17 protein-coding genes and 1 pseudogene are annotated in these 24,887 nt (G+C 43.2%); 9 read left to right on the top strand and 9 right to left on the bottom strand.

Annotated features, from left to right (window positions below; genetic code table 11):
• Positions 1–7 precede the first annotated feature (7 nt).
• From KG118_RS13420 to KG118_RS13410, 4 genes and pseudogenes are all read right to left on the bottom strand, one after another.
• On the bottom strand, positions 8–874 hold the full coding sequence (locus KG118_RS13420) for a DUF3737 family protein (protein ID WP_117712520.1): 867 nt from the start codon (positions 872–874) through the stop codon (positions 8–10).
• 1 nt (position 875) lies between these two features.
• Positions 876–1,919 (bottom strand): cyclophilin-like fold protein, encoded by a 1,044-nt coding sequence (locus KG118_RS13415; RefSeq protein WP_117712521.1) that lies wholly within the window; start codon positions 1,917–1,919, stop codon positions 876–878.
• Between the two features lie 8 nt (positions 1,920–1,927).
• Positions 1,928–2,421, bottom strand: a pseudogene (locus tag KG118_RS17510) (flavin reductase); the annotation flags it as partial.
• A 225-nt stretch (positions 2,422–2,646) separates the two neighbouring features.
• Entirely contained in the window at positions 2,647–3,003 is a 357-nt protein-coding gene (locus tag KG118_RS13410) for an ECF transporter S component (RefSeq protein WP_249671491.1), read from the bottom strand.
• Between the two features lie 146 nt (positions 3,004–3,149).
• Between KG118_RS13410 and KG118_RS13405 the strand changes: the two genes are divergently transcribed.
• The 5 genes from KG118_RS13405 to KG118_RS13385 all read left to right on the top strand — a co-directional run bounded on the left by KG118_RS13405 (position 3,150) and on the right by KG118_RS13385 (position 13,243).
• Positions 3,150–3,746: an RNA polymerase sigma-70 factor gene (locus tag KG118_RS13405; RefSeq protein ID WP_233514907.1), complete on the top strand. Its 597-nt coding sequence runs from the start codon at positions 3,150–3,152 to the stop codon at positions 3,744–3,746.
• 66 nt (positions 3,747–3,812) lie between these two features.
• Positions 3,813–4,820 carry a FecR family protein gene (locus KG118_RS13400; RefSeq protein WP_117712385.1) on the top strand — a complete coding sequence of 336 codons (1,008 nt, stop codon included), beginning with the start codon at positions 3,813–3,815 and terminating at the stop codon, positions 4,818–4,820.
• A gap of 167 nt (positions 4,821–4,987) precedes the next feature.
• Positions 4,988–8,410 (top strand): SusC/RagA family TonB-linked outer membrane protein, encoded by a 3,423-nt coding sequence (locus tag KG118_RS13395; protein ID WP_117712388.1) that lies wholly within the window; start codon positions 4,988–4,990, stop codon positions 8,408–8,410.
• 11 nt (positions 8,411–8,421) lie between these two features.
• Positions 8,422–9,951, top strand: coding sequence for a RagB/SusD family nutrient uptake outer membrane protein (locus tag KG118_RS13390; RefSeq protein ID WP_117712390.1), 1,530 nt, complete (start codon positions 8,422–8,424; stop codon positions 9,949–9,951).
• Between the two features lie 106 nt (positions 9,952–10,057).
• Entirely contained in the window at positions 10,058–13,243 is a 3,186-nt protein-coding gene (locus tag KG118_RS13385; protein ID WP_117712392.1) for a glycosyl hydrolase, read from the top strand.
• Positions 13,244–13,350: 107 nt separating this feature from the next.
• On the opposite strand, the gene KG118_RS13380 is transcribed toward KG118_RS13385, so the two are convergent.
• From KG118_RS13380 to KG118_RS13360, 5 genes are all read right to left on the bottom strand, one after another.
• Positions 13,351–13,863, bottom strand: a complete 513-nt coding sequence (locus KG118_RS13380; RefSeq protein ID WP_117712394.1) for an ECF transporter S component — start codon at positions 13,861–13,863, stop codon at positions 13,351–13,353.
• A 118-nt stretch (positions 13,864–13,981) separates the two neighbouring features.
• On the bottom strand, positions 13,982–15,874 hold the full coding sequence (locus KG118_RS13375) for a TonB-dependent receptor (RefSeq protein WP_117712396.1): 1,893 nt from the start codon (positions 15,872–15,874) through the stop codon (positions 13,982–13,984).
• 5 nt (positions 15,875–15,879) lie between these two features.
• Complete coding sequence (locus KG118_RS13370; protein WP_117712398.1) at positions 15,880–17,292, bottom strand: aldo/keto reductase; 1,413 nt, start codon at positions 17,290–17,292, stop codon at positions 15,880–15,882.
• Positions 17,293–17,477: 185 nt separating this feature from the next.
• Complete coding sequence (locus tag KG118_RS13365) at positions 17,478–18,992, bottom strand: 4Fe-4S binding protein (protein ID WP_117712400.1); 1,515 nt, start codon at positions 18,990–18,992, stop codon at positions 17,478–17,480.
• Between the two features lie 122 nt (positions 18,993–19,114).
• The gene (locus KG118_RS13360) at positions 19,115–19,597 is read right to left on the bottom strand and encodes a cytidine deaminase (protein WP_117712402.1); all 483 of its coding nucleotides are present in this window, start codon (positions 19,595–19,597) and stop codon (positions 19,115–19,117) included.
• A gap of 99 nt (positions 19,598–19,696) precedes the next feature.
• On the opposite strand from KG118_RS13360, the gene KG118_RS13355 reads away from it, so the two are divergent.
• The 4 genes from KG118_RS13355 to KG118_RS13340 all read left to right on the top strand — a co-directional run bounded on the left by KG118_RS13355 (position 19,697) and on the right by KG118_RS13340 (position 24,876).
• Positions 19,697–20,617 (top strand): glucosaminidase domain-containing protein, encoded by a 921-nt coding sequence (locus KG118_RS13355; RefSeq protein WP_117712404.1) that lies wholly within the window; start codon positions 19,697–19,699, stop codon positions 20,615–20,617.
• Positions 20,618–20,931: 314 nt separating this feature from the next.
• Positions 20,932–22,179, top strand: a complete 1,248-nt coding sequence (locus KG118_RS13350; protein ID WP_117712405.1) for an efflux RND transporter periplasmic adaptor subunit — start codon at positions 20,932–20,934, stop codon at positions 22,177–22,179.
• A complete protein-coding gene (locus KG118_RS13345; protein WP_118323927.1) occupies positions 22,176–23,495 on the top strand; it encodes an ABC transporter permease in 1,320 nt (439 codons plus the stop codon). Before KG118_RS13350 ends, KG118_RS13345 begins: the two co-directional genes overlap by 4 nt.
• A 37-nt stretch (positions 23,496–23,532) precedes the next feature.
• On the top strand, positions 23,533–24,876 hold the full coding sequence (locus KG118_RS13340) for an ABC transporter permease (RefSeq protein ID WP_117712409.1): 1,344 nt from the start codon (positions 23,533–23,535) through the stop codon (positions 24,874–24,876).
• Positions 24,877–24,887 lie beyond the last annotated feature (11 nt).

Genomic DNA, 24,887 nt, shown 5'->3' with positions numbered 1-24,887 from the left:
TAGATTATCAATCAGTGAAACATGTTTTCTCGTCCCAAAGTTTCAATTTGCAATCGGCAGGAGCTTTGATATTTTGGTCGAGAATGATTTCTCCGTAACAGTCAGCTGTAATACTGCCGCTACGAGGATTCTTGATACTACGTACGGGGCTGTTGATTGTAGCTTGTACGGAACTGTACTCAAAAGCCAAGTCGCAATCTTCAGCAAATGTACAATTCTCCAGCACAAGGTTTTCTGCATAACATAGAGGTTGTGTGCCGGAAATTTTACAGTTCACCAAACGCAGGTTGCGTGAATGCCAGCCAAGATATTCTCCGTTGAGTTCGGAATCGTAGATTGTTACGTTTTCTACCTCCCAGAAGGCGTCTTTTGTGGTAATTTTGGCATGATGTAATTCCACATTCTTCACATATTGGAAGACATATTTACTGTCACTTTCCAGTCCGTCTATGCAGATGTTATTACTAAACATAAACGGATAAGTACCTCCATGTAGCTTCAGGTTTTTGATATTCAGATTCTTGCAACGCCAGAACACTTCATCGGCATCATTTATCTCCACATTCTCCATTTCGATGTCGTGCATCTCGCGGAACATTTTGGGAGCATCAATACGTGTGTTAGTCATCTTCAGATGGTCGGAATACCATAATGCCGAACGTCCGCCAACATCGAAAAAGCAGTGGTCTATAACGAAACCATGAACATGCCAGAACGGATAATTCCCTTCAAAAGTACAGTTGGTAGCTTCAATGTTGCTACATTCCTTAATAGCCGACTCTCCGGCACGAATGATTACGTTTTCCAGACGGAGGTCATGTGATTCAAACAGAGGGCGTTCTCCTCCGAATTCTTTATTCGATATTACTTTCATGTTATTTCCTTTCAAATTTTGCAGGTATGTCTCCGGCAATGTTCAATGCTTCGATTCCGTTTCCGTCAATACGTCCGATTTTAATCAAATCATTACTATGTGACCAGTTTTTGCAGAAAATAGCTACGTTTCCCCACGGTGCATAGATGGTTATATCACCGGGTGCAGGAGTACAGCCACGAGTGACCCCCTCTGTAGTTAAAGTGGGGTTGGGATAGAATATTTTCTCCGTTATGTTGTTGTAGTCGTTCAAAGTTACTTCCAATGGAAGACGGGACAGAAAATCCCGTGCGGCGGCATTATCTTCCATTGTGGCAGTAATTGTGCGATTGCCGACTATGATGTTAACATCCAATGAAGATACCTCGGGAGTTTCGGGCTCTTTCTTTTCTATTCCGATTTTATCGAGCCATTCTGTAACGCGGGTTTCCATTTGCGGGAGGGTTGAAGAAGTTAATAATAAAGTCTGATTGACGAAGTTTGCATCGGGACAGAGGTTGCGGGCTTCACTGGCAGAGGAGGAAATTCCGCTGCTGCCGCTTGTGGCGAACAAGGCAATCTGTTTTCCGGCAAGTTTGGAAGTATGTTCATGCAAGAATGTCTGCATCGGAGTCGCCATGCTGCCGTACCAAATAGGGTAGCCGACAAAAATAATGTCATACTTGTCGAAGTTATCCATTGTGGTTTTGACGGGTGGATAATTGCCTTGTCTGATAGCTGCCAGTTCTTCCTGCGAACGCTCAAGCATGGCATTGTAATCATTGTCGTAAGGAGTTTGCGGTTCGACTTCCAATAAGTCACAATCAAGCGTTACCTGAATTTGCTGTGCCACTCGTTCTGTGTTGCTTGTACGTGAAGCATAAAGTACCAGATAACGTCTGTTACCGCCGGGAGTCGGCGTATCGGGATTATTATCGTCTCCTTCGTCCGGTTGTTCGGGTGTTTCCGGTTGTTCGGGAAAAAATGACTTGTTCTCACCTCCGGTGCAAGCTGCCATTGACAAAACCGTCAATAGCATAAATGGAATCAATAATAATTTTTTCATGTTCATTTCTTATTTTGATTTATGATTATCTTTTCTGTGGTATAACATTGAGTGTTAAGATACTGAATGCTGAAATTAAAAGAGTTTTGTGAGTAGTCGTTTAATTTATTGCATGAAGTTATTGATTTTGTTGGCGGGATTGAGTGGCATTTCTCTCTGACGTGATAGGCAAACACTCCTGATTTATCCACTGTTGTACCGCTGACACTTCCTACATAGTCGGCTTTTGGTAACATTTCACGGCTCACGAGGTTGACGGAAAGCTTTTTAGATTTCCTTATACCTTGATTGGTGTAATGGTTTTTACTCATGCTGATAAGTATTTTGTCATGGCTGATAATACCTGTAGCGCCAACAAATTTCCAAGATTTTTCTTGTTCGTTTCCATTATATCAGACTGAGCGGTATTCTCTTGTACGGCTGTACTGCATGATAGTATGACAAGTAGTGACAGAACACCTAAAAAAGTTTTACTATATTCCAAAAAGTTTCTGTGATTCATAATTATTTTTTTATTATTAATCTTCTGATTGCAAATCTACTACGATTCAATAAACCGGTTTGTATATGATTTACGGATATTTATACCCGAATAAAGGATTTACTCTTTTAAAGCATATTCTTTGCGGCATAAAAAAACTGCATATACAGCCGATATTCTCATCGCCTATATATGCAGAATCTATTTTATGGATACGTTTAACCTCTCAAACGTATTTGTGGTATGTTACAGTGACGCGCTGTATTTTATCAGCGCATATCCGCCCGCAACCTGCATTGCCATTCCCGGCAGACCGATACGGAAGTCTTGTACGGCTTGAAAGAAGCTGCCTGCCATCACCCACTCACCTAAAGTGCCTATTACTTGATAGAACAGAACAACAGCCAATAAGATAGGCAGGGAAATACGGTTGAAGCGGTGTACAGCCCAACCTGCAGCTACTGCCAGCAATACGGAGAGAACGGCAGTCAGCAATCCCACTTTCCAACCGAATTTATATGCGCTGATTAGGGTAAAGAAATAAATGGGTAACCATGTAATGCCACCTTGCGGTATAAGGTGGAACAACTGTGGCAGTGCCATATTGCCTGCAATGAATAATGCGGCAATCAAGTAAGTTTTTGCATTGCTGTAATCCAGCGAGTAGAGTTTTTTCTGAAAAATCTTCTTAATAATTGTGTCGTAACCTAAGTTTGACTACTTTTGCTCTTCCATAAATGGAGGCGGCTATGAAAGATACTATAATCATTGAACATTTACGCAGAGGAGATGAGGCGGCATTTAAATGCATCTATGAGTGCCACTATGTCCTGCTTTGTCGCTTCGCCAATCAAATATTGAATGATACGGCTCTTTCAGAAGAGGTGGTGGACGATGCTATATTTTATTTATGGGAGCATCGCCAGGAGATAGAAATCACATATTCTATCCGTACTTACCTGATGCGTGCTGTACGTAACCGTTGTCTGAATGAATTGCAATCTTCGAGTCATCGCAAGGAACTGCATTTTTCATCTTTTATGCTACCGGAAAATATAGAATTTCTTGATTCTGTTTTTGTGGAAGAAAATCAGCCCTTGGGTGTATTGCTCGAACGAGAATTGGAAGATGAACTGACTCGTAGTATAGAAGAATTACCTGTAGAATGTCGCACTGTATTTAAAAAAAGTCGTTTTGAACAAAAAAAGTACGAAGAGATTGCTTTAGAATTAGGAATTTCCATTAATACGGTTAAGTATCATATGAAGAATGCTTTAGCTCTTCTTCAAAAGCGTTTGGATAACTATTTGCATTTATTGATTATTTATATTTTTATGGATTTTTGAAAAAATATATATTTTCAACTACCCTCATTCTTGATTTTTTTGTCTTATATATAAAGCAACAGAATTATGCAACTGGAAGAACATACTGATATAGATTTATTGATAATTCGATATCTTTCGGGAAAATTGGATAAAGAATCCTTTGCTGAACTGAGACGTTGGAGTTTGGAGTCTGAGTCTAATCGGAAATATGTGCGGAATAAATTAGAGATATGGTTTTCCTCGGGGGTTGCCGATACTGCTGTACGGTTTGATAAAGACAAGGCATTCTCTCTATTCAAACAACGGGTTGTCGAGACGGAGAAGAAACAAAAACTGATGCTCCGTTTCTCATGGAAAACCTTTATGAGGGTAGCTGCCGTTGTGTTGATTCTGATGATTCCATTTGTTACTTATTGGCAGGGAAAGCAGGCTGTGAAGCAAAACTTTGTGGATATGGTTGTAGAGGCGCCTATGGGAGCGCATACTAAACTCTATTTGCCGGATGGTACATTGGTATGGTTGAACGCAGGATCGAAAATAATATATTCACAGGGCTTTGGAGTAGATGACCGCCGGTTGCGTTTGGAAGGTGAGGGGTATTTTGAGGTTATGAAGAACGAAGAAGTACCTTTTGAAATAAATACGAAAGAACTGAATCTGAGAGTGCTGGGAACGAAATTTAATTTCAGAAACTATCCGGATGATGAAGAAGTGACGGTAAATCTGATGGAAGGAAAAGTCGTTCTTAGGAACAGCATCAGGGAAATGCCTGAACTTTATCTGACGCCGAACGAAAAAATGGTTCTTAACAAGGTGACCGGTCAAATGGTAAAAAACAGCACAAGGGCGGCCAAAGCTAATGTTTGGATTAACGATGAGCTTTTCTTTGATGAGGAACTGCTGGAAGATATAGCTAAGAAACTGATGCGTAGCTATAATGTAAAGGTGGAAGTTGCTGATTCTTTACGCAACAAACGTTTCTATGGAAGTTTTGGAATCTCGGCCAATACGATTGATAAGATTTTGGATGTGATGGCTTCGACCCAGCAGATGAATTATAAATACGAAAACGGTGTATATATACTATATTAATGTTGAACTTAAAAAATAAAATATGAGAAACATGAACTCCATGGGATTTACTTTTTCCGGCTGACGTTGGCGTTTCGCTTCCCGGATAATGATTTGGGAGCCAGCTTTATTTGGTAATTTCTTACCAAACCTTATTTCTATTCATTAATTAAAAATTCAAAAAGTTTATGGGAAACTTTAGTAAGGCTGTTTTAATAGCCTCAGTAGCTCTTTGTCTTCATATTTCTGCTTTTTCACAGAATATATCGTTGAATGTCAGTGGTATAACGGTGAAAGATGCAATCGAACAATTGAAAGAAAAGACCGGTTATGCGTTTATATTTTCATCCGCTGATATAGATACGAACAAACGTGTCTCGATTGTTGCCAATGAAGAGGATATAAATAATGTTATCAAACAAATTCTACATGGGCAGAATGATTTGAGTTATGAAATTAAAGGAAAGAAAATTATTATAAAGAAAACACAACCTGTTGATCCAATACAAAAAATTAAAGTTACGGGTAAAGTAGTAGATACTAATGGAGAACCCATTATTGGAGCGACAATTAAGGAACAAGGGACTTCAAATGGTGCTATTTCTGATATTGATGGTAATTTCTCTTTTGAAACAGCTGATAATGCTAGTTTGGAAATATCTTATATAGGTTATCAAAATCAGAAAATTAAAGTACAAAAAGGCAAAAATTTGGCTATAACTTTACAAGAAGATACGGAAATGCTGGATGAAGTAGTCGTTGTTGGATATGGGACGGTAAAAAAAGCTAATGTTGTAGGTTCTATTGCCAAAATCAATTCAGATGTGATACAAGATCGTCCGGTAGGTAGAGCCGAACAGGCTTTACAAGGGCAGATGGCAGGGGTATCTGTAAGAAGTACATCAGGTGCTCCGGGGAGTGATATTACTATTAATGTGCGTGGAGCGGCATCTATAAATGGGGAAAGTACTCCTTTATATGTAGTTGATGGAGTACCTATTGATAATTTGTCCGGTATAAATCCCAATGATATTGAGTCTATTGATGTGTTGAAGGATGCTGCTTCTGCAGCAATTTATGGTTCTCGTGGTTCTAATGGTGTTGTACTGGTTACTACTAAAAAGGGAAAGACTGGTGCGCCCGTCATTACTTTGAATGCTTATACCGCCATCTCTACTTTGGAAAAGAAGGTTGATGTGATGGATTCTAATGAATGGATTGCTTTTAATAAAAAATGGTATGATTATCAGTGGACGAAAGCTTCAGGTATGTCAGCTTCTACTAATCAAACAGACAGAATTGCTTATGCAGAATCAAAATTAGGTAAGAAATTGACTACACGTGATGCGTTGAAAGAGAATGGTGTACGGAATACTTATGGTATCTATGATCCTTGGTGGGGAAGTTCAGAAATAGAAGCTATTAATTGGCAGGATGAGTTGTTTCATACAGCTCCGGCATATGATATTCAATTAGCTGCTTCTGGGGCTACGGAGAAAATTAATTACTCGCTGTCTGGGGGTATTTATAAACAGGATGGTATTGTGTATGGTTCTTCCTACAGTCGATATAATCTTCGCGCTAATGTAGAGGCGCAGATGACAGACCGTATTAGAGTTGGTTTAATGGTGGCTCCTTCGTATGGAGTACAAAAAGGAGCTAAAGTGGATGGAAAAGAAAATGCAGTATCAAAAACATTGGGATTACCGGGTTGGGCGCTTGCCGGGACAGGGCGGAATGCCGGGGCTGATCCATATAAATTTTATGATGGATGGGGACCGGGACCGAATGTGATTAGTCCATATATTCAGGCTACTGCTCCTGACAGAAAGAATGCCGATATAAGAATCAATACAGCTTTGAATACCACAATTGATATTATTGATGGGCTAAAAGCTCAAGGTATGGTTGCGTGGAATTATAGAAATAAAAATGAAAGAACATACACTCCGACTTGGTCTAATGCAAAGTGGAATACTGCGGCCCACCCTGGTGAATTGTCGAGTTCCAGTTATTCGACCAACATATCGAATTCTTTATTGATACAAGGTTTGTTGACTTATAATAAAAGCTGGGGCATTCACTGTTTTGATGCTATGTTGGGGGCTTCTTATGAATCAAATAATGTCAATACATCTTTACAGAGCGTTTCTGACTTTCCGGATGATAAAAGTTGGGTTTTTGATAAAAATAAGGGTGGTACGGTGAAAAGTAATGAAATTGACTATACAGAGAATGCACTTCTTTCATACTTTGGTCGTGTACAATATGCATTGATGGATCGTTATTTATTTTCTGCTTCTTTAAGAAGAGACGGTTCTTCTAAATTTGGTTCCGAAAACAGATGGGGATGGTTTCCTTCTGTTTCAGCTGCTTGGAAACTAAATGAAGAATCTTTTATGAAAGACATTGATTGGTTAGGTTCAGCCAAGTTACGTTTGAGTTGGGGACAAGCGGGTAATGACCGTATTGGAGAAGCCCAGTTCTTATCGAATATGGTTGCTCTGAATTATGCGATAGGTAACTCTCAGAATATGGCTAGCGGTTATGTTCCAGGTAATCTGGCAAATCCTTTATTAGGTTGGGAAACAACAACTTCTTATAATATTGGTATTGACTTTGGAGTGTTAAATAATCGGATTTATTTTTCTGCGGATTATTATAAAAAAGTAACAAAAGATTTACTGTTGAAATCTCCGGTATCTTTGATTACAGGTTTTAGTACAATGATGGCCAATGTCGGAAATGTAGATAATTGGGGGTTAGAGTTTGAATTGAATACAGCCAATATATCTACTTCATCTTTTAAATGGAATTCTTCATTGAATTTTTCACTGAATCGAAATAAGATTACAAGTTTGGGAGATGATGATTCGGACATTCGTTCAGGACAGGGAAGTACGATTATACAAAGGGTTGGGCATCCTGTAAATTCTTATATGTTGTTAGAAGTGGAAAGAACGTTGAATGCTGATGATTTTGAGGTCGATGGTATTACTCCTAAAAAAGGTATTGCTATATATACAGGGCAAAAGCCGGGTGATTCAAAATGGAAAGATAATAATAAGGATGGAAAAATAACATCCGATGATTATACAGTGGCAGGAAGTTATCAACCGAAATTTGAATGGGGTTTTACAAATACGTTTAAATATAGAAATTTTGATGCGTCTATTCTGTTGCAGGGACGTGTGGGTGGAGAACTTTTATCTATTGGTTCAAGAAGTTATAATCGTGCTACAAATGACCCGAAGTATAATTATTTGAGTAGATGGTTATATAACTCATATTGGTCGGAAAGTGAACCCGGAGATGGAAAGACGCCGGCTTTCTATGCTACCGTTACAGGTGGACAATATGATACGAATTGGTTGTACGATGCAGGATATATTCGTATCAAGAATATTACTTTGGGATATAATATACCATTTAAACCCAATTCAATTTTAAATAAGGCTCGGGTATATGTGTCTTGTGATAATGTTTATATGTGGGATCATTATGATGCAGGATTCTCTCCTGAGGCAGCTACACAAGATAATGCATCTTCTGATTGGGGAGCTTATCCGTTATCAAGAACTTTTTCATTGGGTGTTAACATTACTTTCTAAATTAAAGGCTTATGAAAACAAAAGAATATATAGTAGCATTGATAGCTGCATGTGGGTTATGTTCCTGTAATGACCTTATTGATATTTATCCGGTTGAGAATAATTTTGCAGATACATTTTATACCTCGGAGTTTGAAATTAATCAGGCTACTATGGGAGTTTATGCTCGTTTGGGGCGCAATGGCGGAAATTTAGATTTTCCAACAATTTATTATTTTATGGCGTCTGAAGGGCGTTCCGATAATTTATATTATGCAGCTTTAGCAAATGCTCAGAGAGATCAGGTTGATTTTAGGAATTATGCCGTTACCGATGTAACAGGTACTAATGAAGATATATATGCACGTTTATATCAAATAATTGGAGATGCTAACATGCTATTGCAAAAAGTTCCTGATGAATATACACGTTATCGTGCTGAGGCTTCTTTTCTCAGAGCATTGGCATATTTTGAACTTGTTAGGGCGTATGGACCTCAGCCTGTGATAGATTATCCTGTTTTGAATGAAGAGGCCAGAACATTGTCTCGACAGCCTGCTGAAGAGGTATATAAGCTGATTATTTCTGATTTGGAATATGCCGGAAATAATTTGGAGACATTTTATACGGGAGAAGAAGCGGGAAGAGTTGGTTCTGTTGCTGCGAAATGCTTATTGGCTGAAGTTTATGTAACAATGGCAGGGTATCCGATGAATGATAAGAATGCTTATCAGAAGGCGGAAACAATCTTAGGACCTATTATGGATGAAGTCAAGAAGAGATTTGCTCCTGATTATTCTTATATTTTTGATGTGAATAAAGAAAATATGTACGATTTGTTTTCTGTACAATTTGCATCCGGGAATCAAGGTCTCGGTTCTTCTTTAGCCGGATATGTTACGGAGGGTTCCGGAGGTGTGATGATACCGGAATGGTTCTATAGCGGTTATCATTTGCAAGGACAGGATTTTAGGGTAGATGAATTGTTGGTAAATGACATGAAAGCACAGAACGATAAGCGTTTGGAAACATCTGTAGCAGAGGGATATTGGGATACAACAGAGCATGGATTTACTCCTGAAGATTATGCCGCCCATTATAAAGAACGTTGTATGATGATAAAATTTTTGGTTAAAGATAATACCAATAAAACAATAAAGGCATGGAACGATTATCCGTTGAATTTCCCGATATTGAGACCTGCTGATGCCTATTTGCTTTATGCCGAAGCTTTGATTAATAATGGTAAGGCGGAATTAGCTACGGAGTGGATTGACGCTATTCGTGTAAGGGCAGGTTTAGCTTCTTTGGGGCATACCCCGACAATGGATGACATTATGTATGAAAGAAGATGTGAGTTCATTGGTGAGGGCAAACGGTATTTTGATTTAGTAAGAATGGGAAAAGATACTTTTATTTCGACCATGAAAAAGTTTTCAGATCATTATGAGCACGTGTCTAAAATGGGAGCAAATAATCCGTCTGAAAAAGATTTGTTATTGCCTATACCATTAACGGTAATGAACATTCATACTTCATGGACTAATAACCCGGGGTATTAAATTGTATATTTGAAACAAGTTGTCTCAACATTTTATTGAGTATTTAAGTAATATGCTTGAGGCAACTTGTTTTCTTTATTGTTGCAACTTTATATAAATAGCTTTCATGAAGATAGTAAGATTGTTTTTTGTTCTTCTATTGATAGGTCCAATGAGTTATGCTGGTTCCCGTTTATTACCTGGTGGGTCACTGCATAATACATTGTATGGTTTCTTGAACCCGCAGGATTCTACACGGACTAAGATGTGGTGGTTTCATGGAAAATTTCCTTCTACTCGGGAAGGAATGACTAAAGACTTGGAGTCATTCAAACGTGTAGGAATCGGAGGAATTGTTTACTACGACCAGGTTCATGGTGACCAGTTACCGAATACGGAGCTGTCGATGAGTAAAGAATGGTGGGATAATATTTATTATATAGCTAAAGAGACGAAACGTTTAGGGCTTGATTTTGAATTTCATGTATCGAATGGATTTGTGGCGGGTGGTCCGTGGATTAAACCATGCGATGCCATGAAACGTCTGGAAAGTATTGAAACTGTTGTAGCAGGTGGAATACCATTGGCGCTAAAACTGCAAGCTCCCAATAATAAATATAATTTTTATCGGGATATAAGAGTTATAGCCATTCCGACAAAAGACGTTCCGGAGATTTGTATAAAGCTTTCTGCTAATATATCTCAAGTCACACCAGAACTTCTTTTTGGAGGACAGGTACTTTATAATATTCCTGCTATGGAAGATGTTCCGGTATGCATTAATATAGATTATACAAAGGCTACGTCTTTGAGGAGCATATCCTATATAATAGGTCCATCAGGTAAAGCAACCACTAGTGCAACGAATGTTCCGGGAGAACCTCAAGAAACATTTGTTGGGACTGGATATAAGACATTACCTCCAGTGGGAGAATTGCAATATAGTGAAGATGGAGAGGTATATCATAAAGTTTGCGATTTGAAACCTTTATATCGTGCCCACGAGAGTTATAAAAAGAAAACTATATCTTTTTTACCAGTAGAGGCAAGGTTTTATAGAATTAAATTACAAGGATGGAATGGTTCGGCGGAGGGGAAACCTTTGCGTCTGGGAGGAATCGCATTAAGTTCGGATCCTATGATTAATGAATATGAATATAAGGCTGGTTATATATCAGAATACATTGAGAAAACAATGACAACTCCGGCTTATTCTGAGGGAGAAGCTGTACCGTCTGATAAAGTATTGGATATTACCCGATATGTAGGAACAGATGGTATTTTGAGATGGGATGCACCAAAAGGTCACTGGCGGATATTGAGACTATGTATGGTACCGACAGGTGGAAGGGTAAAGCATGGGCGTCCGGATATGATGGGATTGGAATGCGATAAGATGTCATCCCGAGCTTCGACCTTGCAATTTAATGCCTATTTTAAACAGGTGTTAGATTCATTGGATTATTATGGTATTAATAATTTGAAAGGTATGGCAATGGATAGCCACGAAGCAGGTGCACAAAACTGGACTGATGATTTTTTGTTGGAGTTCAAACGACTTCGGGGATATGATCTATCTCCTTATTTGCCGGTAATGGCCGGATATGTAATTGGTGATGTCAGAACCTCAGAGAGTGTGTTGTATGATGTACGTCTTACAATTGCTGATTTGATTTCAGAACGCTATTATGGTACGTTTGATAGGTTGTGTCGTAATCGTAATATTGTTTTTACGGCACAGGCTACAGGGAATGCCCAATGTATAGTTGCAATACCGATTGTTGCTAAAAGTAAGGTGCAGAAGCCCCAGGGGGAGTTTTGGCTTATGCAACCGAATGGCAATTATGATATAAAAGAATCGTCCTCATCTGCTCATTTATATGGTAAACAAATAGCTTCAGCTGAAGCTTTCACGGATGGAGATTTGACTACAATGCCGGGTGATTTGAAGAATATTGCGGATGGTGCGTATTCACTTGGTATTAATGAGTTTGTCGTATGTGCTTCTGTACACCAACCGTATACTAAATATGCCGGATATCCGGGAGGCCGATTTTATGCAACCTATTCGCGTAATAACAGTTGGTGGGAGAAAAGTCGTAATTTTGGAGATTATCAGTCACGTGTCAGTTATGTTATGCGGCAAGGAAGACCGGTTGTTGATTTATGTGTTTATTTAGGTAATAATGCTCCTGTAAGAATCTTAACTCATCGGCTACCAAAGATACCTGCCGGATATGATTTTGATGCCTTTTCAGAAGATGCGTTGTTATCCCGAATGGAACCTAGTGAGGGAAAGATTGTTTTACCTACAGGACAGAGTTATTCTATGATGATACTTCCACGTTCGGGTGAAATCTCGTTAGGTGCTTTACGTAAAATAGCTTCATTGGTAAAGCAAGGTGTTTATGTATATGGTAACAGACCGACAGGATCACCATGTAAAGAGGATATGGGTAAGGATAAAGAGTATGAAGATTGGGTAAGTGCTTTATGGAACTCGGAGGGTTATGGTAAAGGGAAAGTTTTTTCTGGAATGACTCTAGATGAGGCTTTACAAAAGGCTTGTATATTACCGGATGTATATGGAGAAAAACTTTATTTTGCACATAGAGAGACGAATGATTGCGATATTTATTTTTTGAATAATCATACTGACAGTATCGTTTCAGGATTATATACATTTAAAACAAAATATCAATATGCACAATTATGGGATGCGGTTTCGGGAAAACGCTATCGTTTATCGGCAGATAAAGGATTGGTTACTTTACATTTATCTCCTAGGGAATCTTGTTTTGTGGTGTTTTCTAATAATAACGAACAATTGGATGATAAGCCTTTACTAAAGAAACGATATATTATTGATAGTAAATGGACAATTGATTTTAATTGCCGTTATCAAGGGGTAGGGCAGATGGAATGTAGAAAGCTTGAATATTGGAATAAATCAGAATATTCAAAGATTCGATATTATTCAGGGACAGCAGTTTATAAAACATCTTTTGAATGGAAAGATGCCAAAACTGTTTTTCTTCAATTACCCTCTAATAATTGTGTAACGGAAGTATACATAAATGAGCAAAAGACTGGAATTATTTGGTGTTCTCCTTGGAACTTGGATGTTTCGCCTTACTTGAAAAAAGGGAACAATGAATTAAGGCTGGAAGTTACGAACTCATGGAATAATAGAGCTGTGGGGGATTTAAGATTGAAACAAGATAAAATAATATGGAAACCGGAGTTATTTGTATCAGAAAATTCTTTGTTACAGGATGCTGGTCTACAAGGTGATATAATGTTGATTTTTTGATTCTCGTAGATTATATTGGTTGAAACCTTAGAATTCAATGAACAGAAAGAGTTCATCATTTCTTTTTCTGATTATTGATTCTAAGGTTTTCTTTTTGGGTTGAGGCTTTACAGTGACGCGCTGTATTTTATCAGCGCATATCCGCCCGCAACCTGCATTGCCATTCCCGGCAGACCGATACGGAAGTCTTGTACGGCTTGAAAGAAGTTGCCTGCCATCACCCACTCGCCTAAAGTGCCTATTACTTGATAGAACAGAACAACAGCCAATAAGATAGGCAGGGAAATACGGTTGAAGCGGTGTGCAGCCCAACCTGCAGCTACTGCCAGCAATACGGACTTTAATAAAATGGCAGGAAGTACTGCGGGAAGCGGCATTCCGAACAACAATGAATTAACTATCGGGGAGAGAACGGCAGTCAGCAGTCCCACTTTCCAACCGAATTTGTATGCACCGATTAGGGTAAAGAAATAAATGGGTAACCATGTAATGCCACCTTGCGGTATAAGGTGGAACAACTGTGGCAGTGCCATATTGCCTGCAATGAATAATGCGGCAATCAAGTAAGTTTTTGCATTGCTGTAATCCAGCGAGTAGAGTTTTACAGTTTTTGTTTCCATGTTTTTTTATCGTTAATAGAATTATTTTTTGTTTATCGGATAATCATTTTTTGTTTTTACAAAGTTAGAACTATTATTTCAAACGTATACAGTCTTGCAACGGCAATATTCGTTTTTTTTAGAAGTTGATATTCACGCCACCCATAAAAGTAGCTTTAGGCATAGGGAAACCGTCATTGATTTCGTAACGTTGCGCCAGCAGATTCTCACCTCTTACAAAAACATCGGCATAGCGGCATAAATGATAATTGGCGCGTAGATTCCAAAGAACAAAACTTTCCTTTTTCTCTTTGCCTTTGTTTACGTTGGTATAGAGACTCTTTATATATTGCAGTCCGGTTGATACTCCCCAGCGTCCGTATGTAAAATCTGCTCCTGCAAAGAGCTTATGCTCGGGAGCGGCAACTACCGGATTTTTCATGTGCAGCCAGCTATAATTGGCATTCACCTGCCAGTGAGGAGTAATGCGGTAACTGATATTGGTTTCAACACCCCGGTTCTTAATCTCACCGGTATTAACATTCTTGGGTTTGCCGTCGGTGGGAACAGTCATAATCATATTATCACCGTCGATATAATAGAGATTTACACCGTAAAACAAAGCGCCGTCCAAAGTCCGTTGCGAGAAAGACAACTCATAGCTCATCAAACTTTCCGCCATTAACTCCGGATTCTGTGGCGGGAACATATACATTTCACGAATGGTAGGATTGCGGAATCCTTTGCTGACCATAGCCTTCACTTCCACCTGTTCGGGTAGATGGAATGACAGTCCGCCTTGCGGTATCCATTCCGTACCTACGTGCGAGTGGTGGTCTACGCGGATACCGGCATCCAAAGACAGCCATTCGCCGAGGTCCTGACGGAAATCAACATATCCGGCAAATTCGTCCATTTGTTTGTCTACACCCGGAATGCGTTCGCCGGAAGCTACCACTCTGTTCCATGATTCGCCGCCGAAGTGCTGATAGTCGAAACCTATAGTCAGGCGGTTGCCGCTGAAAAACGTGGCGCTTTGATACCATGATATACCCAGCATCCGGTCTTTGGAGTTGAAGTGGGACTCTTGCGGTGTTCCTCCGGGATGGTAGCCGTCATCTATTTTATGGCGTCCCCAGTTGTAAAAGAAACTTAGAGCACCGGAACTCTTTTCGTAACGGTTTTCAAGGGCGAACGAAGTCATACCGCGTGTGATGCGTGAATCGTTGTCTATGTACGGATTGCCGACTTCGCCCGGATTGGAGGCCTTGAATTGGGTGATATTTACATCACCCCATAGCTTCCAGATATCGTTGAAGTCATATCCCAACTTGGCATAACCGCCGTATTGTTCAAATTCCATATCGTCACGATGTCCGTCGGTACGGTTGTAAGAGCCGGTAATGATGCTGCTGAAACGTCCTTTCTTGATGCGGTTGGAAATTTCCGTCTGTAGCGTGTTGTAGGAGCCGTAGCCGATTTGTGCGTTTGTCTTTATTCCGTCCTCTTGCATCTTGCGGGTCACTATATTGATAACTCCTCCCATTGCGTTGGAACCGTATAGCACCGAAGCCGGACCGCGAAGTACTTCCACCCGGTCGGTAAGCATCGTTTGGTAAGCGTCGGCAATGGGGTGTCCCATCAATCCCATATATTGGGGATGCCCGTCAATCAGTACCAACAAGCCTGCCGTAGGACTGCCGCCGATACCGCGCAGACTCATTCCGCCTGCCGCTCCCGTAGATACGCCGTAGCCCATGATGCCGCGGCTTGTGGTGAACAGTCCGGGCACTTGTTCCGTCAGTACAGGCAGAACGGAAGGCTGGAAACTTTGTTCCAACACTTTGCGGTTGACTACGGAGATAGTCATCGGCAGATGCCGTACATCCGTTTCATTTCTTGTTCCGGTCACTACTACTTCATCTATAGTCAGGTTCTTGGCAATGCGTGCACTGTCTTTGACTGTTTGTGCAAACCCGGTCGCCGCCCAAATGCCGGCTATCGAAAAAAGTACTATCGTCTTTTTCTTCATCTGTATTATAACGTCTCCTGTTTCAGTTTTTCTACAAATTGGTCTATTTCCTGTAACTTTTTGGGTATGTCAATACCTTGCGGACAGTGCGGGTTACATTGATTGCATCCGGTACAGTGACTTGCCTGACGGAGTTTCGGCACACTGCGGTCGTAACCGATGAGGAAGGCGCGGCGCGCTTCGCGATAGTTTTCATCCTGACTGCTTTTAGGTACATTGCCTTCGTTGATGCATCGGTTGTAATGCAGTAGAATGGCGGGTATATCCAGTCCGTAGGGACAAGGCATACAGTATTTGCAGTCGTTGCATGGCACGGTGGGATAGGTCAGCATCATCTGTGCCGTATCTTCCAGCAGAGCCATTTCTTCTTCCGTACAGGGGTCGAGGGGGGAGAAAGTGCGGAGATTGTCTTGCAGATGTTCCATATACGTCATGCCGCTCAGTACCGTCAATACATCGGGGAAAGTTCCGGCAAAGCGGAAAGCCCAGGAAGCCACGCTGTCTTGCGGACGGCGTTGTTTCAGGCGTGCCATTAAGTGGTCGTTCAGTTTGGAAAGGCGTCCTCCCAATAGGGGTTCCATGATGACGGCAGGTATGCCTCGCTTCACGAGTTCTCCATACAAATACTCAGCATCCGTATTGCGGGTATTTACTTCTTTGGCATGTTTCCAGTCAACGTAGTTCAGTTGGATTTGTACAAAATCCCATTTCAGTTCGTCGTGCCGTGAGAGTAGATAGTCGAAAACTTCTATGTCTCCATGATAAGAGAAACCGAGATTGCGGATGCGTCCCGCTTTGCGTTCTTCCAGAAGGAAATCGAGTATACCGTTATCCAAATAACGGCTGTGCAGGGCTTCCATGCCACCCATGCCGATGCCATGCAGCAACAGGTAGTCTATATAGTCCACTTGCAATTCTCGGAAAGACCGGTGGTACATGGCAAGTGATTCTTCGCGGCTGTGGGTGTTGGAACTGAAATTGGACAGCTTGGTTGCGAGGAAGAACTTTTCACGCGGGTGACGTTTCAGGGCGATGCCCGTAGCACGTTCGGACATACCTTGTACGTATGCCGGGGATGTATCGAAATAGTTCACTCCATGCGCAATGGCATAGTCAATCAGCTCATTGACGGTTTCCTGGTCTATTTCATCGCCTTTTCCGTCAGCCCGTTTTCGGGTAGGCCAGCGCATACAGCCATAACCCAGCAATGATACACGGTCGCCCGTAGTGGGGTTGGTGCGGTAGACCATTTTATCGGTGGGAATTTCGCCCAATGCAGCTGATTCGCTGTCCGAGCTGTTGTTCTTACCGGAACAGCCGTATAATGTGGCTGCCGATGCAAATGTTCCTGCGCCGGCTAGTTTGAAGAAATCCCGGCGGTTTATCTTCTTGCTATTCTTGTTATTATTCTTATCCATAAGTCCCCGTATTTAGTTTCTCGGTACCATCTGTCATTCAGAGCGTAGCGAAGAATCTACTCTCTTGATGTATACACAGAGAGTAGATTCTTCGCTACGCTCTGAATGACAGATACCCAATGATATTAATTAATTCAGTCGTTTATTTATATAATTCGTAGTCATTCTCTTTTGTTATCTTATCCTTACACTGTCCTGTGCATCATATGTCCTTCCACATAAATTGCGCTGAACGGACGTGACGGGCAAAGGTTCTCGCATGCGCCGCAACCGATGCACCGTTCGGTGTTGACAACGGGTATTTTTATGGATTCCTGACTTTCCGGGTCCGATGCTACCATTTGTATGGCGCTGACCGGGCAATGACGGGCACAGTTGCCGCATTCCACATCATCGGTGATGCAGATGCAATTTTCCTTTATCCATACGGCGTGGCCTATCTGGATGGCAGATTTATCAGCTTTGGTAATAGGACGGATAGCTCCTGCCGGACATACTTCCGAGCATTTGGTGCATTCGGGACGGCAGTAACCGCGCTCGTAGGACATTTCCGGCTGCATCAGTTTCATGAAGTCGGAAGAGGGGCGCAGCACTTGGTTTGGACATACCGATACGCAAAGCTGGCAAGCCGTACAGTGTTGTGCAAAATTGCGTGCGCTCAACGCCCCCGGCGGGATAATGGCAGTGGCACGTGCAGGAATTTTCTTCTCCTCGATAACTGCCAGTCCACCGTCCACATTCTTCTCTTGTGCCTTTAAAGCGGCTGTTGTAGCCAACACTGCCGTTGCAGAGAGAAAGGCACGCCGGGTATCATCAATTGAATCTGGAGTACTTGTCTTCTCCTGAGTTTGGGCGGATGCCTTTGCTGCATTTGATTTATGCCGGCGGGTATAAGTGATAGCCCCCTGCTTGCATTTATCAAGGCAATCCATACACGCCACGCACCGGCTGTAATCAATTTCGTGGGCTTTGGAGTTGATGCACGATGCTTTGCAGTTGCGTGCGCAAAGTCCGCAACCGTTACATTTTGTAGTGTCTATAACAGGTTTGAAAAGGGAATACTTGGACAGGAATCCCAGCACAGTGCCCACCGGACAAATCGTGTTGCAATAGGTACGTCCGCTTCGCCATGCCAATACTGCGAGCACAACCAAAGTAATGACCGCTATGATGAAGGTGGACAGGCTTTTCATCCATACTTCTGTTTCATAGAAAGCGTAACTGTCTGCCCGTTCCGCCCAATATGCCAGAAGATTATTGCCCCACTGATAGACGGGGGCAAAAAGATTGGAAGCGATACGGCCATACGAGCTGTACGGTTCGAGCAATGAGGCTACTGCATGGAAGCGTATGCCTGCAACAAGCGCAACGGCAAACAATGCCAACATTCCATAACGCAGCCATTTCAGCGCAGGAGAGTAACGGAAACGGTTTTTCTTCCGTTTGCCTGCAAATCGGGAAATGACATCCTGAAACACACCGAGCGGACAGATAACGGAGCAATAGACGCGTCCGAACAATAGGGTCAATGCAACAAGCAGCACTACCACGCCCACATTCAGTGCGAGCAGTGCGGGGAGGAATTGTATTTTTGCCATCCAGCCCATCCAGCTGTGCAGTGTCCCGCTAAAATCGAGGAACAGGAGAGTGATGAATGCAAAGAAAACAATTGCAAGTGTCAGTCTGATAGTACGTAACATAAAATTCGTAGTTAGTGTTTTATTGCTGCAAAAATACGAAGTTCATGTTTAAGTTTTGTATACGGATTACAGTTTTTTATATATATTCTACAGATACGGGCGATTTTAGCTTTCCTGACATCTTACTGCATGGAAGACGCGTCGAATGAAAGCGGCAGCAATGCGCCTACATTCTTCAGTTCATAAATGCCTTTTTCGCCGAACAGCAAGATGCGCATGGGGCATTTGAAGCGTTTTTCCGTTTCGAGCATCACCTGCCGGCAGGCGCCGCACGGCGGAATCGGTTCTTCCAAAAACTCCCCGTGTTCGTTGCGGGCGGCTATGGCAAGCGTTTCTACCGCTTGGTCGGGATATTGGGAGTTGGCATAGAACAAGGTGGTGCGTTCCGCACAAAGCCCCGACGGATAGGCTGCATTCTCCTGATTGGTGCCTGTAACAATTGTGTGGTTTGCCAGTCGGGCGGCTGCGCCTACCGAGAAGTGCGAGTAGGGGGCATAGCTGCGATAAGTTGCCTGACGGGCGGCATCCATCAGCTCGCGGTCTGCGGCGTTCAATTCTTCGTAGTCGTATATCTTGATAGCGATTTGTATGTTCAGGTCCTTCATAGAGTAATAGTTTATTGTAATTAATGTTACAAAGATAGGAAAGAGATTGGTTTTTTCAATTCTTTTGCAGACTTTTGTGTCAAATTCAACATTTGAAGCATGAAACCTATTTTCAGACTGGCTGCTATTATAGCACTTCTCCTCCTTTCTGTAGCTGTGCAGGCGCAGCGCAGAAATTCCCGCTACAATGAATATATCAAACAATATGCCCCTCTTGCCGTAGAGCAGATGCAGGAGCACAAGATACCTGCCAGTATTACGCTGGCACAGGGATTGCTGGAGAGTGGCGCAGGGCAAAGCACACTGGCGCGTAAAAGTAATAATCACTTCGGCATAAAGTGCGGAAGTAATTGGCGCGGGCGCAGTGTGAGGCATGATGATGATGCCCGTAACGAATGTTTCCGTGCCTATCGCAATCCGAAGGATTCTTACGAAGACCACTCGCTCTTCTTGAAACGCGGCGCCCGCTATGCTTTCCTGTTTAAGTTGAAGATTACCGATTACAAAGGCTGGGCACGCGGCCTGAAAAAAGCGGGCTATGCCACAGACCCCTCTTACGCCAACCGCTTGATAACCATTATCGAGGATTACGACCTGTATAAGTATGACAGCCGCGGTATGAGCAAGCGTGAAGCCCGCAATTGGGAGAAAGAATTGAAGAAGAAACCCTGGCTTGCCAATCCGCATCAGGTATATATAGCCAATGACATTGCTTATGTCGTGGCTCGTGACGGTGATACCTTCCAATTCTTGGGCAAGGAGTTCGACATTAGCTGGCGGAAACTGGTGAAGTATAACGACCTGCATAAAGACTATACTTTAGAAGCAGGTGATATTATCTATCTGAAAGGCAAGCGAAAGAAAGCCGCCAAGCCTTATACCGTTTATATTGTAAAGGACGGAGATTCCATGCACTCCATTTCACAGAAGTACGGCATTCGCTTGAAGAATCTGTATAAGATGAATCGCAAGGATGCGGAATACGTGCCGGAAGTGGGAGACAGGCTGCGTTTGCGGTAGGGTACGTCGCGTACCAACGTTTGGTACACGCCGTACCAAGCATTGGTATTCCTTGTACCCAACATTGGTATTCCTTGTACCAAGCGTTGGTATTCCTTGTACCAAACGTTGATAGTGTTTTTTGTACCGTTCCGCTATCCGAAAATGTACAGAGTGTCCGAAAACGGACACTCTTCTTTTTTGCCTTAACGCTTGTTTTCAATGATTTACATCTTTGGCACGGATTTCGCAAGTGTAAGGACGAAGAATAACGGGCTGTCCGTTTATGCAACAGGACGGCGGCAACATAAAACAGTAAATAAAGACAGAAAAATATGGATAGAGAGATTCCGAAAGAAGTTCGTAACAAAGAACGTAACAAGAAAATCATTCGTTATGGCGGTATGGGTGCTGCGGGCATCATCGTTATCAGTGTACTCATCTCGTTGATGCGTACCGGAGTGAGAGAAAAAGACCTTGTGTTTTCTCAGGTAAGCCGGGGCACGATTGAGGTCAGTGTAAGCGCTTCCGGCAAGGTGGTTCCCGCCTTTGAAGAGATTATCAATTCGCCTATCAATACCCGTATTCTGGAAGTATATAAGAAAGGTGGCGACAGCGTGGATATAGGCACGCCTATCTTGAAGCTGGACTTGCAGAGCGCCGAAACCGATTATAAACAGAAGTTGGACGAGGAACAGATGCGCAGCTATAAGCTGAAACAGCTCAAGCTGGAGAATATGACCAAACTGAATGACTTGCAGATGAAAGTAAAAGTCTCTGCCATGCAGCTGAACCGCAAAAAGGTGGAGTTGCGCAATGAGCAATATCTCGACAGCCTCGGTTCCGGCACTACGGACAAAGTGCGTCAGGCAGAGTTGAGCTACAATGTAGCCGAGTTGGAATACGAACAGCTGAAACAGCAATATGCCAACGAAAAAGAGGTACTGAATGCCGAATACCAAGTGCAGGAACTGGAGTTCAGCATCTTCCGCAAGACGCTTGCCGAAACCAAGCGTACGCTGGACGATGCGCAAGTACGTTCGCCCCGCAAGGCAATCCTTACTTACATCAATAATCAGATTGGCGCACAGGTGGCGGAGGGCTCGCAGATTGCCGTTATCTCCGATTTGAGCCACTTCAAGGTAGAGGGAGAGATAGCCGATACATACGGCGACCGCGTATCTGCCGGCGGCAAGGCTGTTGTGAAGGTTGGTAATGAAAAGTTGGAAGGGTCGGTAAGCAGCGTCACTCCGTTGTCCAAGAACGGCGTTATCTCCTTTACCGTACAGTTGAATGAGGATAACAACCGCCGTCTCCGCTCAGGTTTGAAGACGGATGTATATGTAATGAACGCCGTGAAAGAGGATGTGATGCGCATAGCCAACGCTTCTTACTATGTGGGACGCGGGGAGTATGAATTGTTTGTCCGCAATTCCGACAAGGAGATTGTGAAACGCAAAGTACAGTTGGGCGATTCCAACTTTGAGTTTGTGGAAGTAGTTGGCGGCTTGCAACCGGGCGATGAAGTGGTGGTGAGCGACATGAGCCAGTATAAGAATAAGAACAAACTGAAACTGAAATGATACATCTCTATCTGAAACAGGCATGGGCATTGCTGAAACAGAACAAATTGTTCAGTACGCTCTACATCGCCGGCACAGGGCTTGCCATTGCCATGACAATGGTTATGGCGATAGCCTATTACGTCAAGATAGCTCCCGTTTACCCGGAGGTGAACCGCTTGAACACGCTTTACCTGACGAATTGCCGAATAGAACAAGGACCGGAAGGTAACAAGTCAGTCTATCAGTGGGCGGTGTCCTACAAGGCTTTGCAAGACTGGTTTTATCCTACCCGCAACGCACTCTGTGTATCGGCGCAACTGAATAGCGGAACGTTCAGCGACAGCTATATACAGCCTGCCGATCGCAGTGGCGATTTCTCCGTAAAGACAAAGCTCACTGACCCCGCATTTTTCCGTATTTATCCGTTCCGCTTTCTCGAAGGAAAACCGTTTACGGCATCCGACTTGGCGGGCGGTATTTGTACGGCGGTTATCACCGACGAACTTTCTCGTCGCCTGTTCGGTGTCTCAAAAGGGGTGGTAGGACGTTCGTTCCGGTTAAACTATACCGATTATCGTATCTGTGGCGTGGTGGATGCTGCCAGCTACTTGATGCAACGCTCATATGCGCAAGTCTACTTGCCTTATAGTGTGGAGGCGGATTATCGGGAACCGAAATATGGCATGGATTATCTGGGAGCGTACTCTGTGACTTTTCTGGTGAAAGACAATGAACAAGCGGATGCCTTGAAAGCGGAAGTCAAAGATATTGTCCGCAAGGAGAACTTGATGCACCCCGATGAGTGGAAGGTGGAGTTTTGGGAACAGCCGGTGTCGCATCTCGTCAGCATCTTCCATTCTTTCGTAGGCAAGGAATTTGATGTGTGGGCCACGGTGCGCTACTTCCTACTGGTGTTGCTTGTCTTACTTCTGGTTCCTGCCCTCAACCTGAGTGGAATGATAGCGAGCCGCATGGAGAACCGCTTGGCGGAAATGGGAGTGCGCAAGTCGTTCGGTGCGGGGCGCAGGGCATTGCTCTCGCAGGTGATGTGGGAAAACCTGCTGCTGACGTTGGCGGGCGGCATTTTAGGACTGGTGCTGGCATGGGTAATAATGTATACAATGCGTGAATGGGTGTTTAACGTATTCGACAAGTGGCCGGACAGTGTGCCGCAGGGAGTGGACATTACGGTTTCGGGCGAGATGTTGTTTGCTCCGTTGGTATTCGTGGCTGTGTTGTTACTCTGTATTGTACTCAATACTCTGTCCGCCCTTGTACCTGCCTGGCATTCGTTGCGCAAGCCTATCATAAACGCATTGAACGAAAAACGGTGAGAAAAGAACATAAGTAGACCTTGAAAAGCAAAAAAATATGTTGAAACTGATATTGAGAAACCTATGGGCGCGTCGCCGACGCAATGGTTGGCTGTTGGCGGAACTGGTACTGGTGAGTGTCATCAGTTGGGTGATACTGGACCCTGTTATTGTACTGATGCACGACCGTAGTATACCCATAGGTTATGATTCCGACCGCCTTTGCATCGTTTCGCTGGGTGCTTTGCAGCCTAATGCTCCGGGATATGACGCCGGAGCGCAGGATTCGGCCCGTTTGGTGGACGGATACTATCAGCTGGTGCGCCTTGCAAAGAACTTTGAAGGGGTAGAATTGGCTACGCCGTTGCTGGGGTTCTGCTATCCTAATTCGAGTGGAAGCGGAAGTGCTTATCTTACCGCCGAGGGTGATACGGTGTCTCATCAGGTGATGTGGATGCAGTTTCTGCCGCATACGCAGTTTTTTGAAACTTATGGTTTCCGTTCGGGAATGGGACGCACGCCCGAACAACTGTCCGATTATGATTATGCCAAGAATGACCTTGTATTGACGGAAAATGCAGCTTATGACATCTTCGGACGAAGAGACGTGCAGGGAGAGCGTTGTGAGAGTACCAGTCGGGGAGATACGGTCTACCAGCCTGTCATTGGTATCGTGGAAACTTTCAAGTCTTACAGTGATTGGCGGCCTATGGCAGTAGCGTTTTTTCCCACGCTCAACGTTGACGCGAACGATATTCCGCAATATGCACAAATTTTGATACGCATAAAAGAGGGGGTCAGCATGAAACGCTTCTTGCATGACTTCCGCCCGTGGATGCTGAAGGAGTTGCGGCAGGGCAACCTCTTTGCCCGCAGTGCCCGTTCGTACGATGACCTTATCACCGAACGGGAAGCGGGCAGTTCAACTCCCGTCTATCGTCGCAACTTGGCCATGGCGCTTTTCTTTCTCGTCAATCTTTGCCTGGGAGTCATTGGCACATTCTGGTTACAGACGCGTACCCGTCGCGAGGAAGTAGGGGTGATGTTGGCTTTTGGCGCTACGCCGGGGCGTATCGTTCGTTTGTTGTTGGGTGAGGGGGCAGTGCTCACGTTGCTTGCTTCGTTGGCGGGCTTTGTGCTCTACTTACAATATGCCCTGAAAGAAGGACTCTACAACGGACTTGGTTGGGGAAACTCCGCTGTGACCGCATGGGCTTCCAACTTCAACCAGAAAGGAGTGGAACCGCTGGAAACGTATTGGGTGAGTAACTTTGCACAACATTTCTGCATCGTGTCGCTCATCATTCTGCTGATACTCTTGGCGGTGGTGCTTGTAGGCATTTTTATTCCTGCCCGCAATATCAGTCGCATACCGCCTACCGAGGCTTTGCGTGATGAATAGCAATCTATTAA

It is taken from the genome of Bacteroides propionicigenes, assembly GCF_018390535.1.
Classification (GTDB): domain Bacteria; phylum Bacteroidota; class Bacteroidia; order Bacteroidales; family Bacteroidaceae; genus Bacteroides; species Bacteroides propionicigenes.
Note: the sequence above shows the minus strand (reverse complement) of the source record. Positions and strands in the feature narration are given on the sequence as shown.